Here is a 14608-nt window from a genome sequence, read left to right on the forward strand (position 1 = left end):
TATAGGGAATGCGGCGATGGAAAACCAAGCTGAACTGTTCGGACGTATCGCTGCAGCTCTCGAAAAGCTTGCGCCAGCCACGCCGCACGCGGTCGACTGGCAGGGTGCGCCGGCCTTCGTCTGGGCTGGCGACAGCGCCCGTCCGGTCGAGTGTATCGAGGCCCCCGCGCTTGACCTGCTGCGGGGTATCGACCGGCAAAAGCAAGTGGTCACTGCCAATGTCGCGCGCCTGGCCAAGGGCGCTGCTTCGCATGACATGCTGTTGTGGGGAGCGCGCGGGATGGGAAAATCGGCCCTGCTCCGCGCCAGCGTGGCGGATGCGCAGGCCGCTGGTGGAAAGCTCGCACTGGTGCAGGTGGCGACCGATTCCATACCGTCCCTGCCCGGCCTGTTCGCGCAACTTGCCGGGATCGAACGCAATTTTCTCGTCTTCATTGATGATCTCGGCTTTGCCGAAGGCGATGATGCCACGCCGCGCCATTTGCGAAGTTGGCTCGATGGCGGAGTCGAGGCGCGACCGGCCAATGTCCGGCTGGCGGTGACTTCCAACCGCCGCGCGATCCTGGCCCGGCAAGCGAGCGAGCAAGACGATCCGATCAATCCCCGCGACGCGGTGGACGACAATCTCGCGCTGGCGGACCGCTTCGGCTTGTCGCTTGGCTTCCACAACGCCAACCAGGAAGATTATCTCGAAATCTTGCGCGGTTATGCTGCAGAATACGGCCTCGATCTGGACGAGGGTGAGGCGCTCGAGTGGTCAAAGAGGCGAGGCGCACGGTCGGGGCGCATCGCCTGGCACTTCATCACCGAATTGGCTGGGCGCGTTGGCAAGCAGCTCTAGACGCCGGCGCATGCGCCCAAGATTACAGGATGTCTTGCGGAGCGATTGCCCCTTCCTCGAAGGCACGCGCCGGATCGCCCTGAAGTTCACGGCGCGGCGGCAGGCTCTCGCCCCTGTTGCGCTCGATGGTTCCAGCGGCCTGCGCACCCGGAGCAGTTACGCGCCAGATGATGTTGCCGGTATCGTCGCTCACCAGCAAGGCACCGGTACGATCCCACTCGACCCATGTCGGGCGGCCGTAGGTCTGGTTTCCGCTGGTCAGGAATGTCTCGAGCACCTGGCGGGGCTGGCCCACCGGGTTGCCGCGCTCGTCGAATTGCACGAACACCACGTCATATCCGGCGGGCGGCGAACGGTTCCAAGAGCCGTGGCGCGCGATGAAGGCACCGTGGCCGAATGCCTCGCCCATGCGCGTGCCTTCTTCGGTGAACACAAGTCCTAGCGCCGCCACATGGGCGCCAAGCGCATATTGCGGAGTGCGGGTGTATTCGGTGAGGAAGCGCGGCATGGGTGCCTCCACCCGCTCATCGAAGACATCGTTGTAATAGACCCATGGCCATCCGTAATGAACGCCGATCGGCACGTTGGACATGTAATCGGGCACCAAGTCACTGCCCAGCATGTCGCGCTCGTTCACCGTGGTCCACAGTTCGCCAGTCCAGGGATTGAACGCCATGCCGTTAGGATTGCGCAAGCCCGCGCCATAGATGCGCGAATTGCCATTTTCGAGATTCACTTCGTGGATCGCCGCCCGGCCTTCCTCGATTTCCATCCCGCCCTCACCGATGTTCGAGGCCGAACCGACCGCGACATACATGCGAGTGCCATCTTCGGAGAGGATGATGTTGCGCATCCAGTGATTACCGGCTGGCGGCAGGTCGAGGATCTTTTCCGGCGCTCCTTCCACGCTGTCGCTGCCCAGTTCGTAATCGAAGCGCAACACGGCGTCGTGATTGGCAACATAGAGATTGCCGTCAATCCAGGCGATCCCCGAGGGCGAATCGAGGTCCGCTTCGCGCAGCACGTGCTTTTCTTCGGCAACACCATCTTCGTCTGCATCACGCAACAAAACCAATTGGTTAGGTGATGGATCAGCCGCGCCTGCCTTGCTGAAGAGCAAACCGGCGACAAAATTGGTGAGCCAGCCGCCAGCCAGTTCGCGCTCGGGCGCGTTGGTCAGCGTGACGAGGACATCGCCATTGGGCAGGGTGTACAGCACGCGCGGGTGATCCAGCCCTTCGGCAAAGCGATTCACCTGCAGCCCCTCGCCCGGTGTCGGCGCCTCGCCATCTCCCCACCCGATCGGCTCCGCAATGGCAACGGTGGGAACGAGCTGCTTGTCAGCCTCTGCCAGCACCGGATCGGTCCCTGTCGTGTCGAGCAATGAATATTCGGCCACATCGGGCCGCGTCAGGAACCAGATGATGATCCCGCCGATAACCAGCAGGACGAGGAGGGCGATGAGGATCTTCTTGAGAATGCGCATGATGGCTGGATAAGCGAGGCGGCGCGCGGCGGCAATGGATTTGGCTGCAGAGACGCGTTAGAGGCCGTCGCCATGTACGATTTCACACCAGCACCGGGGGCCAGCAAGCCCGAAATTTATGCCGCTTTGCTCGAGGCAGCGGGAGCGCTGACCGCAGACGAGCCCGATGCAATTGCCAACATGGCCAATGTCGCGGCACTTCTCGGAGAATTCCTGCCCGACTGCAACTGGACCGGCTTTTACCGCATGGTCGATGGCGAGCTGGTGCTTGGCCCCTTTACCGGTCGGCCGGCCTGCATCCGTATACCCGTGGGGGTCGGCGTATGCGGGGCGGCTGCCAGGGGTGAGACGCAACTGGTCGAGGATGTGCATGCCTTTCCCGGTCATATCGCCTGCGACGCGCGCAGCCGGTCCGAACTGGTGGTTCCGGTAATGCGGGATGGGGCTGTGATTGCCGTGATCGATCTCGACAGTCCCGACCTGGCGCGCTTCGATGCAGAGGATCGCGCCGGAATCGAGGCGCTGGCAGCACTTCTTTCCACGCGCATCTAGGCCCGGCGTACAGGCCAGGAATGTCCCGTAGTGGGGCACGGGGCGCGGCTCGCTTGGTTTTCTGCGGGTTTCCTAGGTAAATATGGGGTTAAATGGGCGCGCCGCCCGTTCTCATATGAGGGAAACTACTGCGATGACGACCCGCCCTGCACTCCTGCTAGCAAGCGCAGCCGCGCTTTTCGCCTCCTCTCCTGCCTCGGCGCAGGATGCGCATGACATGTCGCATGGCGCGGATCATGGCACGATGCAGCATGGGGAAATGCAGCATCGTGAGGGCCACCACGGAGAAGGCCACCACAGCGAAAGCCACCACGCTGACGCCGTCGTGACCGATGGTCGCTATGAAGGTGCCTGGCAGGGTGACTGGAGCGACGAGAATACCTGGCACGGCGAATGGAACGGAATCTACACCGATGCCGAGGGACGAACCGTCGATGCCAGCTATCATGGTGTCTTCATTGGCAGAAATCATTTCATGAGTGAGGACGGCCATGTCCTCTCGCACGATGGGCACGGTTGGCGTGAGCATCACGGCCGTCATGGCGGACATCGTGGCCCGCGACTCGCCTACACGCAGGAAGAACGCGCGCAATGGCTGATGGATTGCCAGTATTTGATGGCCGACGGCGGTGGCTATTACGACCATCGCCGTGACCGCGATGGCGGGCTGATCGGCGGATTGCTCGGTGCGGTGGTCGGCGGCGTCGCGGGCAATCGCATTGCCGATGATGATCGGCTGCTCGGGACGGTTGTCGGCGCTGGCCTTGGCGGCATTGCCGGGGCAGCGATCGGCTCGGTCCTCGATGGCGACGGTGACGGAGAGCTTAGTCGCAACGAAATCTGGGCCTCACGCTATTGCGAAGCCTATCTGCGGCGTCATGAGCTCGGTGGCGGGGAATTTACCTATGGCCAACAGGTGATGATGGTACCCGTCGCGTCAGGCATGCGTCAAGGCCGTATTCGCGGACACGAACACGGCCGCGACCACGGTGATGAGGATTGCCAGGTCTGCAGCGAAGTTGTGGTGGAGGAAGAGGTAGAAATCGAGCGCCCTTCGCCGCGCCCCCGTCCTCAGCCTCGCCCTGCGCCGCAGCCTGCGCCCGAACCACAAGGCAAGCTGACCCCGCTCGGCTGAACGAGAAGCATGCAGCAGAGAACGACGAAAACTTGCGCGGCGCAACTTTTTGCGCGACGCGACTGCGGCACGTAATTAGATCCCGCCGCCAGTAAGCCTCTGACAAATAAGGTCCAACTGGTCGAGTGTGCGGAAGCGAACGGTCACCGCACCCGAGCGCGGATCGTCATCGGATGCGATCTTGACCGGCAGGCCGAGAAACTCTTCCAGATGGTTCTCGACCGCGGCAATATCGGCGTCCTGCGTCGAATCGCGCGGCGGACGAGCGGTGCGCCGGGCGGGCGCTTCCCCGCCATTGCGGCTCTTCCGCGCCAGCTTCTCGACCTCGCGCACGGAAAGGTTCTTGCCGACTGCCTGCTCCGCCAGTTCCTCGGCGTTCTCCAGACCGATCAGCGCGCGGCCATGCCCCATATCAAGCCGACCCGCCTCGATATGATCAAGCACCCGGGTTGGAAGACTGAGAAGGCGCTGCAAATTGGCGACGTGGCTGCGTGATTTCTCGACCAGCGTAGCGATATCGGCCTGCGTCATGTCCTCAAATTCGGACAAGCGCTGGTAAGCGCGCGCTTCCTCGACCGGGTTGAGGTCTTCGCGCTGGATGTTCTCGATCAGCGCAAGCGCCATAACATCGCGATCTGCCAAATCACGGATTATCGCCGGAATTTCATGCAGTTGCGCTTTTTGTGACGCGCGCCAGCGACGTTCGCCAGCGACCAGCTGGTATTTTCCGCGCGGCTGCGGACGCACGATCACCGGCTGAATCACTCCGCGACTCGCGATCGATGCAGCAAGCTCCGCCAGCGCTTCTTCATCGAAATGCTGGCGTGGCTGGTCGGGATGCGGCTCGATATCGGAAATCGCCAGCATGGTGAGTCCGTCAACAGGTCCGTCACCGCCCTTGGCCGAGTTGGGTGTCGCAGCACCGCCCGGCGCAGGACGTGGAGCGACCAGCGGTTCCTCTCGCCGAGCTTCGCCCATCAGTGCGCCAAGGCCCTTGCCCAGCTTGCGCCGTGCGGGCGCCCGCGCTGGCGCTACATTTTCCGCGGTTATATTTTCGCCGGGATCCTTGTCACTCATGCTGCCACCTTTTGTGCCGGAAGTCGGCCGATAAGCTCTCTCGCAAGGGCCATATAGGCCCGGCTACCCATGCAGGAATGATCGTAGACCAATGCGGGTAAGCCGTGGCTTGGGGCTTCAGAAAGCCTGACATTGCGCGGAATAACCGCTTCGAAGACCAGATCACCGAGACATTCGCGAACATCGTCTGCCACTTGGTCTGTCAAGCGGTTACGGCGATCGAACATGGTCAGGGCGACGCCGACGATGCCCAGATCGGGATTGAAGCGCTGCTGAACCTGCTCGACTGTCTGCAGAAGCTGGCTGAGGCCCTCCAGCGCGAAAAACTCGCATTGTAGCGGCACCAGAAGCGTATCGGCGGCACAAAGCGCGTTGAGCGTGAGCAATCCGAGCGATGGCGGGCAGTCGATAAAGCAGATATCGCGCCCCTTGTGGTCAGCCAGGGCGTCGCGCAAGCGATGTGCCCGGTTCTCGACACCGACAAGCTCAACCTCGGCACCGCTCAAATCAACCGTTGCAGGAAGCAGGTCCAGCCCGGGAATGCTCGAACGCATGACACAATGATCAACAGCCACTTGGTCAACAAGCACATCGTAGCTTGAAAAATCGCGATTTGCAGCGCCAACACCTATTCCCGTCGAAGCGTTTCCTTGCGGATCGAGATCGACCAGAAGCGTTCTCCAACCACTCGCCGCCATAGCCGTTGCTATATTGATGGCGCTGGTTGTTTTGCCCACTCCACCCTTCTGATTGGCTATCGCGATCACGATCATGGCTGAATTGGCCTCCCTGTGCCGACTAATATCCCCGCCTCAGGATCCGTGAGCGATTGTTCCACGTGAAACATTGCACGGATCTTTGCAGGCTGCTGAGACAGTTCTTGCGCCCCGGAACGCCCTTTCGGCAACAGCCAGATGGTGGAGCGTGTGGAAAACCGGCTGGATAAGTCGAGCAATTTACCAAGCGGTGCAAAGGCGCGCGCCGTGATAACGGCGTTTTCATGACTTTCCACATTTTCGAGGCGTGACCCATGAATTGTGCAACGCGAAAGGCCAAATTCGCCCTTAACACGCTCGAGCCACTCGAATCGCTTGCGGCGCGATTCGACCAGTCCGATGTCCAGATCAGGTCGGACTAACGAAAGTATTAGTCCCGGTAATCCCGCTCCTGATCCCAAATCGAGCCATGGCGATGTTTCACGTGGAACATGATCCAGCAATTGCACTGCGTCAGCGATATGGCGTTGCCATACACACGATAGGCTCGCTTTCGAGACAAGGTTCTGGCGCTCGTTTTCCTCGGCAAGGAGTTTGATAAATGCGGTCAAGCGCTCCATTGCGTCCGCATCGCAGCGCTCTGCGCAGTAAGCCTTAGCCTGCTCCTCGTTCTCGATCATGCAGCGCGATTACGGCGTTTCGCGTGAACCAGCAATGCTGCAAGTGCTGTTGGCGTGATACCACGCACACGGCCAGCCGCGGCCAAATTGCTAGGCCTTGCCGCACTAAGCCGCTCGACCATCTCGTTCGAGAGCCCGGGCACTTCGGAGTACGGGAAGCTGTCCCCCAGCTCGAGCTGCTCGCCACTGCGCAGATCGCGCAGTTCAGCATCCTGGCGGGCAAGGTAGGGCGCATAGGCGGCATCCTCTTCGAATTCCTGCGCCAGCTCGCCGTCGGGATCACATTCATTAGGTAGCCATGGCGAAAGCGCTGTCATCGTCAGCTCGGGAAACGAGAGCCATTCGCGCAACGGCTTGCGGCCAGCATCGCGCCTGACAGACAACCCCTCAGCGCTCAGTTCCGCCGCGTTCACCGCCCTGTCCAGCGCCGTGTTCCACGTGGAACGTTGCGCTTCCCGGGTTGCAAACCATTCAGAACGTTCCGACCCCACGCAGCCAGTGTCCAGGGCCATCTGTGTCAGACGCGTCGACGCGTTGTTGGCGCGCAGGCGCAGCCGATACTCGGCGCGGGCGGTGAGCATTCGGTATGGTTCACTCACCCCGTGAAGGGTAAGATCGTCAATCATGACCGCCATATAGGAATTGGCGCGATCCAGTGCGGGTGGCGCACGATCGAGCGCAACGCAGGCGGCTTGGATACCTGCAATCAAGCCTTGCGCAGCCGCCTCCTCATATCCGGTGGTTCCGTTAATTTGTCCGGCGCAATATAAACCCGGCATGGATTTCAGCTGCAAGTCACTGCCGAGTGCACGCGGATCGATGTGATCATATTCCACGGCATAACCGGGCACCTCCATCACAACCTGCTCCAACCCTTCCATCGCGCGCAACATGCCGAGCTGCACGTCAACCGGTAGCGAGGTGCTGATGCCGTTCGGATAGACGAGATGCGTGTCGAGGCCCTCCGGCTCCAGGAAGACCTGATGCCCGTCACGATCCGCAAAACGGTGGATCTTGTCCTCAATCGAAGGGCAATAGCGCGGCCCTGCGGCATCAATAGCACCGCTGAAGAGCGGTGAGCGATCCAGATTATCCGCAATGATGGCGTGTGCCTGCGGATTCGTGCGCGTGATTGCGCAGAACACCTGCGGATTGACCCGCCGCTTGGTGAGCGGGGACATCGTCCAAGGCTCATCGTCAGAGGGTTGCTCGGCGAGACGCGCCCAATCGATCGTCCGACCGTCGAGCCGCGGCGGCGTCCCCGTCTTGAGCCGCGCCATTGGCAAATCCGCGGCGCGCAACTGTTCTGCCAGTCGCTGGGCTGAATTCTCGCCAATCCGGCCGCCGTCAAAGCGTTCTTCTCCGCGGAAGAGAGTTCCACCGAGGAATGTACCGGTGCACAAAACAACCGACTGACCCGCGATGTCACTGCCATCGGCAAGGCGTACTCCGCCGACCCGCTCACCTGCCATGAGCAATTCAGACGCCTCGCCCTTGATCACCGTAAGAGACGGCAACTGGGAGAGCATTAGCTGCACGCTCGCACGAAACAGCTTCCTGTCCGCCTGGACGCGTGGCCCATGGACCGCGCTACCCTTCGAGCGGTTGAGCATCCGATAATGGATCGCTGAAGCGTCCGCGGCACGACCAATCAAGCCATCGAAAGCATCGACCTCACGGACAAGGTGGCCTTTGCCCAGCCCGCCAATCGCCGGATTGCAGCTCATCGCGCCAAGCTTGCTTGCATCAAACGTAACCAGCGCCGTGCGCGCGCCCATACGCGCCGCGACAGCAGCGGCTTCGCAGCCCGCGTGGCCTCCGCCTATAATGATGACATCGAAACCGGTCATGATGCGCCCGTTACTGCTCCTGCGTGCTCGGGTCAAAGTGCGAAGCGTCAGTTGGTGCATGTTCCACGTGGAACATCCTATTTTCCGATGCAAAAGCGCCCGAATAGCGCGTCGAGCACATCCTCTGTCGAGGCTCGGCCTGTGAGCGCGTCGAATGCACCGCGCGCCATGCGCAGGTGCTCTGCGACAAGCAGCGGGTCAGATCCGCTTGCGATCGTTTCAAGCGCGTTAGCACCTTCCTCGAGTCGCGAACGCTGGCGCGCATTGAGCGCTGCAGCGCCCGGCTTCGGCATCGCCGTCTGCGCCAGGTCAATCAACGCTTCGCGCAGAGCGGATAGGCCCTCGCCCGTGATTGCCGACAAACGGTAATCGGGACTCGTCTTTACGACTCGATCCGGCCTGTCCGACTTCGCATCCACTTCCCAACTGCCGGCCGGCCCCTTGCCCTCCTCACCAAGCCAGAGGACGAGATCAGCACGAGCGATTTCGTCTTGTGCGCGCGAAATGCCGATTGCCTCGATCCGATCCTCTCCAGGCGCGCGCAGGCCCGCCATGTCGACGAAGGTGAACGGAATACCGCGCAAAGCGACAGACTGGGTCAGGACATCACGCGTGGTGCCTGCGATCTCGGCGGTGATCGCCGCTTCGCTCTCCGTCAACGCGTTAAAAAGCGTCGATTTCCCGGTATTTGGCGGGCCGGCCAATGCAACACGGAAACCCTCGCGCAAGACCTCGGCATGCGGGGCTGACAGTGCGCTGCGGACCTCCTCCGCCAAATCTGCGAGGCGGGTGGAAAAGCTTTCCGGCAAACCGCCCACATCGTCCTCATCGTCGAAATCAAGCACTGCCTCGACAGCGGCCGACAGCGAAAGAAGCTCCTCTCGCCATCCCTCAACCTGGCGCGACAATGCTCCGCTTGCCATGGCGATGGCGCTGCGGCGCTGGACCTCGGTCTCGGCAGAAAGCAAGTCTGCCAGACCTTCCGCTTCGGCAAGATCAATCCGCCCATTGGCGAAGGCACGGCGCGTAAATTCACCCGGCTCGGCACGGCGGCATCCGGCGATTTCGCCGAGCGCACGCTCGACCGCAGCAACAACCGCGCGCCCGCCATGGCAGTGAAACTCGGCCAGATCCTCTCCGGTCACCGAATTCGGTCCGGGGAAAAACACGACGAGCCCATCATCGAGCTGGTCACCGGCAGCATCGCGAAACACTGCTCGCACGGCGCGGCGCGGTTCGGGAATACGTCCCGCCACGCTATCCAACGCGGCGCGCGCCTGCGGCCCGGTCATCCGGATCACTCCGATACCGGCAGGCGGCAACCCGCTCGAAAGCGCAAATATTGTTTCCATTATCAGGTAGTTAGTCGTCCGAAGACGTATCACCGCGCGACTTGCCACTACCGCTGGCGCTCCGGTTCGCGCCTTCCATGAAGCTCTGGAACATCTTCATGCCCATCTGCCCCATCGGCGCCAACTGCTTGGCATATTGCTCGAGCTGGTCGGCATTCGACACGCCTTTCATCGCATTGGCAATCGTCTCGACATAGATGGCGTTCGCCTGCTCGACATCGGGCAGCCCCATGAACTGGCGTGCCTCCTCTGGAGTGCAATCAATCTCGATATTGACCTTCATTTTGCAGACGCCTTTCCTGTTCTGCTGCTAGGATTAGGCATATAATACCCAGACAGCGGGAGAGTCATATATGAGCGAGACAGTCAGCATTTCCACCCTTTCCGGCGAAGGCGCTTTCGATGCCTATGTGGCGCGCCCCGCAGGAGACCCGAAAGCGGCAATCGTGGTGATCCAGGAAATCTTCGGCGTAAACGCGGGGATCCGCCGGAAATGTGACCGGCTGGCGGAAGATGGCTACCTCGCCATCGCCCCCGACCTGTTCTGGCGCCTTGAGCCCGGAGTGGAGCTGGATCCCGATATCGAGCCAGAGTTCCAGACTGCGCTCGAACTGATGGGCAAGTTCAACCAGGATGCCGGCATTCGCGATATCGAAGCCGCGATCAAATACGTGCGCGGCATGAGCCAGAGCGGCAAGGTAGGAGCCGTCGGATATTGTCTGGGAGGCCGATTGGCCTTCATGACGGCAGCGCGCACAGATGTGGATGCCAGCGTCGGCTATTATGCGGTCGGTGTCGACAATCTGCTGCGCGAACAACATGCTATTGCCCACCCGCTTATGCTGCATGTTCCCACAGCAGACGGCTTTGTCGGCCCCGATGTTCAGAAAGCGATGCACGATGCGCTCGATCCGAATCCCAAGGTGACGCTGCATGATTACGAAGGTCTCGATCATGGTTTTGCGACCGAATTCGGTAAGCGCCGTGACGAGGACGCAGCCAATCTTGCGGACAGTCGCACCGCGACCTTCTTTGCAAAGCATCTGGCATGAGCGAGCACGGTAGCGCGCAAACAATCGGCGTTCTGCACGACATTGTAACGGCAAAGGCGAACCCGGGCACCCTATCCGCTCACATTGCAGATGACGCGGTATTCCTGTCGCCCGTCATGCACACACCTCAGGAAGGCCGCGACAAGGTCGAGCAGTATCTCGGCGCCGCACTACAATTGTTTGGCCAACATGGTTTTCGCTATGTCCGCGAAATTGTCGGCGTCGATAATGCTGCTCTGGAATTCGTGGCCGAGATTGAAGGAATCGCGATCAACGGAGTCGATCTGATCCACTTCGATACAGACGGAAAAATACACGAATTCAAGGTTATGCTTCGTCCGCTCAAGGCGATCCAGATCGTTCGCGAAAAGATGCTCGCCCAATTGGCGGGCGGGTGAATCCGGCTAGTTCAGAGCGGCGAAATTCATGATGAACCGGCGCACCTCTTCGTTGAGATCGGTTCCGATTGCCGCCCCGATTTCTTCGCGCCGCGTATCAACGTCGCTATGCCAACCCAGCAGTTTCATCTGCCAATCGGGATAACATCGTCCGCTGACAGAGAGGTCCGAGGTGATCACCATTCCCGAGTGGCGGGGGTCGACCGAAAGGCGCGCGAACAAGCTCATCAAGGCCGCACTTTCGCCTTCGACAAGCTGGAGGAAGTTGCGCCCGTTGTACAAGAGGAAGCCTGTGATACCCTGCGCCTGATTGTTGCGTACCGCTGTAACGAGGATGTCCTTGATATCCTCGTCGTCCAGCTTCGCGGCCGTGCTGATATACGCCATTTGTCGCATAAGCTTTGCCCCCCCTTAGTCGCGTTACTGGTTCATCGTGGCGAAAAAGTCTTCGTTGGTCTTGGAATCCTTCATCTTGTCGAGCAGGAATTCCATCGAATCGACCGTACCCATCTGCATCAGGATCCGGCGCAGCACCCACATCTTGGAAAGCTGTTCCTTGTCCACCAGCAGCTCTTCCTTGCGCGTGCCGGACTTGCCGACATCCAGCGCCGGGAAGATGCGCTTGTCCGCGACCTTGCGATCGAGCACGATTTCGGAGTTGCCGGTGCCCTTGAACTCTTCGAAAATCACTTCGTCCATGCGGCTACCGGTATCGATCAGAGCGGTAGCGATAATGGAAAGCGAGCCGCCTTCTTCGATGTTACGTGCCGCACCGAAGAACCGCTTGGGCCGCTGGAGGGCATTGGCATCGACACCGCCGGTCAGCACCTTGCCCGAGCTGGGCACCACGGTGTTGTAGGCGCGGCCGAGACGCGTGATGGAATCGAGCAGAATCACGACATCGCGCTTGTGTTCGACCAGGCGCTTGGCCTTTTCGATAACCATTTCAGCAACCTGCACGTGGCGCGAGGCGGGTTCATCGAAGGTCGAACTGATCACTTCACCCTTCACGCTGCGCTGCATGTCGGTGACTTCTTCGGGACGTTCATCGACCAGCAGCACCAGCAGGATCACTTCGGGGTGATTGTCGGTGATGGCCTTGGCCATGTTCTGCAAAAGCACGGTCTTACCCGTGCGTGGCGGTGCAACTATCAGCGCACGCTGGCCCTTGCCCTGCGGCGAGATCAGGTCGATCACGCGGGCCGACTTGTCCTTGACTGTCGGATCCTTGGTATCGAGATTCAGCCGCTCGTCAGGATAGAGCGGCGTGAGGTTGTCGAAATTGGTCCGGTGACGCACCGCGTCGGGATCATCGTAATTGACCTTCAGCAGCTTGGTCAGCGCGAAATAGCGTTCGCCATCCTTGGGCGCGCGGATTTCACCTTCGACCGTGTCGCCCGTGCGCAGGCCCATCTTGCGGACCTGGTTGGGGGAAACGTAGATATCGTCGGGCCCGGCGAGATAGTTTGCTTCGGGGCTACGCAGGAAGCCGAAACCGTCCTGCAGCACCTCGATCGTGCCGATGCCGAGGATTTCCTCTCCGTCGTCCGCCACCTCTTTCAGGATGGCAAACATCAGGTCCTGGCGGCGCATGGTCGAGGCGCCTTCGACGCCCATTTCTTCGGCCATCGAGACGAGTTCTGCCGGCGTCCGCTCTTTAAGTTCTTTCAAATGCATTGTTTTGGTATTCCGTAATCAGTTGGGATGCCGGCGGGCCAGTTAGGGCTTGGAGAAAGCAGACCCGGTCGCTTGTGACTCGCGACCTCTTGCCGGTGATGCAACCGCAATATGGGACGCGCCCCTTGCGGTCAATTCAATGTGTGGTGTGAAATCCCGAATCCAGCGCGTGGTCAGAACGGTTTGACGATGGCCAGGATCACGATCAGCGCCGCTGCAACACCGGGCACTTCGTTGAGCAACCGCAATTGCTTGCCCGACAGCTTGCGTTCCCCGCGCGCCAGCTTCTTGGCGTAGGCGGAAAGATAGCCGTGATAACCCGACAGGATCAGGACGATCAGCAGCTTGAGGTGGAACCACCCGCCCATCGGCACCATCCCCGTGCCCAGCAACGCCAGGCCGAGCAACCACACGGTGATGATCGAAGGCAACAGGATGATCTTGAGCAGCCGCTTTTCGCGATCGACATATTTTTCCGCTTCTTCAGACCCTTCCGCCGCTTCCTGGTGGTAGACGAACAGGCGCGGGAGCATGAACAGCCCCGCCATCCAGAAGATCACGAAGATGATATGACCGGCCTTGAGCCAGAAATAGAGCGTGGCGAGAATTTCCTGCATAGGAGTCACTTAGGCGAGCCGACTACCAGCGTCACCCCTCACCCGCGCAAAGTTTCCAACAATCGTTCCACATGGGCAATCGGCGTTTCCTTATCGATGCCATGGCCAAGGTTGAAGACATGCGGCCGCTCGGCAAAGGCATCGCAAATTTGCCCGACTTGCGCCTCAAGCTCATCTCCGCCTGCCAGCAGGAGCATCGGGTCGAGATTACCCTGCACGGGCATGCCAGCGGGCAGTTGGGCGGCAATCCACAATGGATCGGTGGTCTCATCGATGCCCACCGCATCGACTCCTGTCTCGCGGGCATAGGCGGGCAGCTTGGATTCCGCCCCTTTCGGAAAGCCGATAACCGGAATGCCGGGTCGCTGTTCGTGAATGGCAGAGGCCAGCCGGGCATTTGGCGCAATTACCCAGCGTTCGAATTGCGACGGACTGAGCGATCCCGCCCAGCTATCGAACAATTGCACCGCTTCCGCGCCCGCATCGATCTGGCCGATCAGATATTCAAGGCTTGCCGCCTCGATCGCATCGACAAGCGACTGGAACGCTGCCGGATCACGCCACGCAAGCGCCCGCGCTGCGCCCTGATCCTTCGATCCCTGCCCCGCCACCATGTAGGTCGCCACGGTCCACGGCGATCCGATGAAACCGAGCATGGTGACATCGGCGGAAAGCTGCGCCCTGGTCAGTTCTACTGTGCGATAGACCGGGTCGAAATGGTGATGCGCCTGTTCCAGCGCCTGCCACGCACCATCGACCAGCGGCGGAGCAAGCCGCGGCCCCTCGCCAGCCTCGAACCACAGGTCCTGCCCCAGTGCGTGCGGCACGATCAGAATGTCGGAAAACAGGATTGCACCGTCAAAACCGAACCGCTTGATCGGCTGGAGCGTCACTTCCGCCGCGGCTTCGCTATCGTAGACAAGCTCGAGAAAACCACCCTTTTCGGCGCGCAAGGCGCGATACTCGGGAAGATAGCGCCCGGCTTGACGCATGAGCCATACTGGACGCCTTTCGGTTCGCGTTCCGCGCAAATTTTCGAGAAGAATTCCGGCCATTAAGAGAGAGTCCAATCCAATAAATATATATATTTATAGAAATTATGTTGTTTGTTGGGCCTGTGGATTGTGGGGACACCGGTGGATCACCGAAGTTGTCCTGCCCGTGGCATTGCTTGA

At 60.5% G+C, this 14608-nt stretch carries 16 protein-coding genes; 5 read left to right on the top strand and 11 right to left on the bottom strand.

Features of this window, described 5'->3' with window-relative positions; translation table 11 throughout:
- The first annotated feature begins 16 nt into the window (after positions 1–16).
- Positions 17–841, top strand: coding sequence for an ATP-binding protein (locus tag AAC850_RS08125; protein ID WP_340588203.1), 825 nt, complete (start codon positions 17–19; stop codon positions 839–841).
- A 22-nt stretch (positions 842–863) separates the two neighbouring features.
- Here AAC850_RS08125 and AAC850_RS08130 read toward each other — a convergent pair whose 3' ends face one another.
- Positions 864–2327, bottom strand: a complete 1464-nt coding sequence (locus tag AAC850_RS08130; protein WP_340588204.1) for a PQQ-dependent sugar dehydrogenase — start codon at positions 2325–2327, stop codon at positions 864–866.
- A gap of 72 nt (positions 2328–2399) precedes the next feature.
- Between AAC850_RS08130 and AAC850_RS08135 the strand changes: the two genes are divergently transcribed.
- Both AAC850_RS08135 and AAC850_RS08140 read left to right on the top strand, forming a co-directional pair.
- Complete coding sequence (locus tag AAC850_RS08135; protein ID WP_340588205.1) at positions 2400–2879, top strand: GAF domain-containing protein; 480 nt, start codon at positions 2400–2402, stop codon at positions 2877–2879.
- Positions 2880–3012: 133 nt separating this feature from the next.
- The gene (locus AAC850_RS08140) at positions 3013–4014 is read left to right on the top strand and encodes a glycine zipper 2TM domain-containing protein (RefSeq protein ID WP_340588206.1); all 1002 of its coding nucleotides are present in this window, start codon (positions 3013–3015) and stop codon (positions 4012–4014) included.
- A gap of 75 nt (positions 4015–4089) precedes the next feature.
- Here AAC850_RS08140 and AAC850_RS08145 read toward each other — a convergent pair whose 3' ends face one another.
- The 6 genes from AAC850_RS08145 to AAC850_RS08170 form a co-directional block, all read right to left on the bottom strand.
- Complete coding sequence (locus AAC850_RS08145) at positions 4090–5091, bottom strand: ParB/RepB/Spo0J family partition protein (RefSeq protein WP_340588207.1); 1002 nt, start codon at positions 5089–5091, stop codon at positions 4090–4092.
- A complete protein-coding gene (locus AAC850_RS08150) occupies positions 5088–5864 on the bottom strand; it encodes a ParA family protein (RefSeq protein WP_340588208.1) in 777 nt (258 codons plus the stop codon). Before AAC850_RS08150 ends, AAC850_RS08145 begins: the two co-directional genes overlap by 4 nt.
- Entirely contained in the window at positions 5861–6487 is a 627-nt protein-coding gene (rsmG, locus tag AAC850_RS08155; RefSeq protein ID WP_340588209.1) for a 16S rRNA (guanine(527)-N(7))-methyltransferase RsmG, read from the bottom strand. The genes AAC850_RS08150 and rsmG overlap by 4 nt, the downstream gene beginning before the upstream one ends.
- Positions 6484–8337 (bottom strand): tRNA uridine-5-carboxymethylaminomethyl(34) synthesis enzyme MnmG, encoded by a 1854-nt coding sequence (gene mnmG, locus AAC850_RS08160; RefSeq protein ID WP_340588210.1) that lies wholly within the window; start codon positions 8335–8337, stop codon positions 6484–6486. Before mnmG ends, rsmG begins: the two co-directional genes overlap by 4 nt.
- Before the next feature lie 77 nt (positions 8338–8414).
- Entirely contained in the window at positions 8415–9692 is a 1278-nt protein-coding gene (mnmE, locus tag AAC850_RS08165) for a tRNA uridine-5-carboxymethylaminomethyl(34) synthesis GTPase MnmE (RefSeq protein ID WP_340588547.1), read from the bottom strand.
- Positions 9693–9699: 7 nt separating this feature from the next.
- Positions 9700–9972 carry a DUF6489 family protein gene (locus AAC850_RS08170; RefSeq protein ID WP_340588212.1) on the bottom strand — a complete coding sequence of 91 codons (273 nt, stop codon included), beginning with the start codon at positions 9970–9972 and terminating at the stop codon, positions 9700–9702.
- Between the two features lie 70 nt (positions 9973–10042).
- Here AAC850_RS08170 and AAC850_RS08175 point away from each other — a divergent pair, with 70 nt between their 5' ends.
- Positions 10043–10741, top strand: a complete 699-nt coding sequence (locus AAC850_RS08175; protein ID WP_340588213.1) for a dienelactone hydrolase family protein — start codon at positions 10043–10045, stop codon at positions 10739–10741.
- Positions 10738–11139, top strand: coding sequence for a nuclear transport factor 2 family protein (locus AAC850_RS08180; protein ID WP_340588215.1), 402 nt, complete (start codon positions 10738–10740; stop codon positions 11137–11139). Before AAC850_RS08175 ends, AAC850_RS08180 begins: the two co-directional genes overlap by 4 nt.
- Positions 11140–11145: 6 nt before the next feature.
- Here AAC850_RS08180 and AAC850_RS08185 read toward each other — a convergent pair whose 3' ends face one another.
- The 4 genes from AAC850_RS08185 to hemE form a co-directional block, all read right to left on the bottom strand.
- The gene (locus tag AAC850_RS08185) at positions 11146–11526 is read right to left on the bottom strand and encodes a BLUF domain-containing protein (RefSeq protein WP_340588216.1); all 381 of its coding nucleotides are present in this window, start codon (positions 11524–11526) and stop codon (positions 11146–11148) included.
- Positions 11527–11559: 33 nt separating this feature from the next.
- Positions 11560–12816, bottom strand: coding sequence for a transcription termination factor Rho (gene rho / locus AAC850_RS08190; protein ID WP_340588217.1), 1257 nt, complete (start codon positions 12814–12816; stop codon positions 11560–11562).
- A gap of 173 nt (positions 12817–12989) precedes the next feature.
- Complete coding sequence (gene hemJ / locus AAC850_RS08195; protein WP_340588218.1) at positions 12990–13433, bottom strand: protoporphyrinogen oxidase HemJ; 444 nt, start codon at positions 13431–13433, stop codon at positions 12990–12992.
- Between the two features lie 38 nt (positions 13434–13471).
- Positions 13472–14488, bottom strand: coding sequence for a uroporphyrinogen decarboxylase (hemE, locus tag AAC850_RS08200; protein WP_340588219.1), 1017 nt, complete (start codon positions 14486–14488; stop codon positions 13472–13474).
- Between the last annotated feature and the right edge of the window lie 120 nt (positions 14489–14608).

Source organism: Erythrobacter alti (assembly GCF_037996805.1).
Lineage (GTDB): Bacteria > Pseudomonadota > Alphaproteobacteria > Sphingomonadales > Sphingomonadaceae > Alteraurantiacibacter > Alteraurantiacibacter alti.

What these genes read in the sequence shown, in the direction of transcription:
- AAC850_RS08170 (WP_340588212.1), bottom strand. Translation starts at nt 9,972, where the DNA reads ATGAAGGTCAATATCGAGATTGATTGCACTCCAGAGGAGGCACGCCAG.
- AAC850_RS08140 (WP_340588206.1), top strand. Translation starts at nt 3,013, where the DNA reads ATGACGACCCGCCCTGCACTCCTGCTAGCAAGCGCAGCCGCGCTTTTC.
- AAC850_RS08130 (WP_340588204.1), bottom strand. Translation starts at nt 2,327, where the DNA reads ATGCGCATTCTCAAGAAGATCCTCATCGCCCTCCTCGTCCTGCTGGTT.
- mnmG (WP_340588210.1), bottom strand. Translation starts at nt 8,337, where the DNA reads ATGACCGGTTTCGATGTCATCATTATAGGCGGAGGCCACGCGGGCTGC.
- AAC850_RS08185 (WP_340588216.1), bottom strand. Translation starts at nt 11,526, where the DNA reads ATGGCGTATATCAGCACGGCCGCGAAGCTGGACGACGAGGATATCAAG.
- AAC850_RS08150 (WP_340588208.1), bottom strand. Translation starts at nt 5,864, where the DNA reads ATGATCGTGATCGCGATAGCCAATCAGAAGGGTGGAGTGGGCAAAACA.
- rsmG (WP_340588209.1), bottom strand. Translation starts at nt 6,487, where the DNA reads ATGATCGAGAACGAGGAGCAGGCTAAGGCTTACTGCGCAGAGCGCTGC.
- AAC850_RS08175 (WP_340588213.1), top strand. Translation starts at nt 10,043, where the DNA reads ATGAGCGAGACAGTCAGCATTTCCACCCTTTCCGGCGAAGGCGCTTTC.
- AAC850_RS08135 (WP_340588205.1), top strand. Translation starts at nt 2,400, where the DNA reads ATGTACGATTTCACACCAGCACCGGGGGCCAGCAAGCCCGAAATTTAT.
- AAC850_RS08145 (WP_340588207.1), bottom strand. Translation starts at nt 5,091, where the DNA reads ATGAGTGACAAGGATCCCGGCGAAAATATAACCGCGGAAAATGTAGCG.
- rho (WP_340588217.1), bottom strand. Translation starts at nt 12,816, where the DNA reads ATGCATTTGAAAGAACTTAAAGAGCGGACGCCGGCAGAACTCGTCTCG.
- hemE (WP_340588219.1), bottom strand. Translation starts at nt 14,488, where the DNA reads ATGGCCGGAATTCTTCTCGAAAATTTGCGCGGAACGCGAACCGAAAGG.
- AAC850_RS08125 (WP_340588203.1), top strand. Translation starts at nt 17, where the DNA reads ATGGAAAACCAAGCTGAACTGTTCGGACGTATCGCTGCAGCTCTCGAA.
- hemJ (WP_340588218.1), bottom strand. Translation starts at nt 13,433, where the DNA reads ATGCAGGAAATTCTCGCCACGCTCTATTTCTGGCTCAAGGCCGGTCAT.
- AAC850_RS08180 (WP_340588215.1), top strand. Translation starts at nt 10,738, where the DNA reads ATGAGCGAGCACGGTAGCGCGCAAACAATCGGCGTTCTGCACGACATT.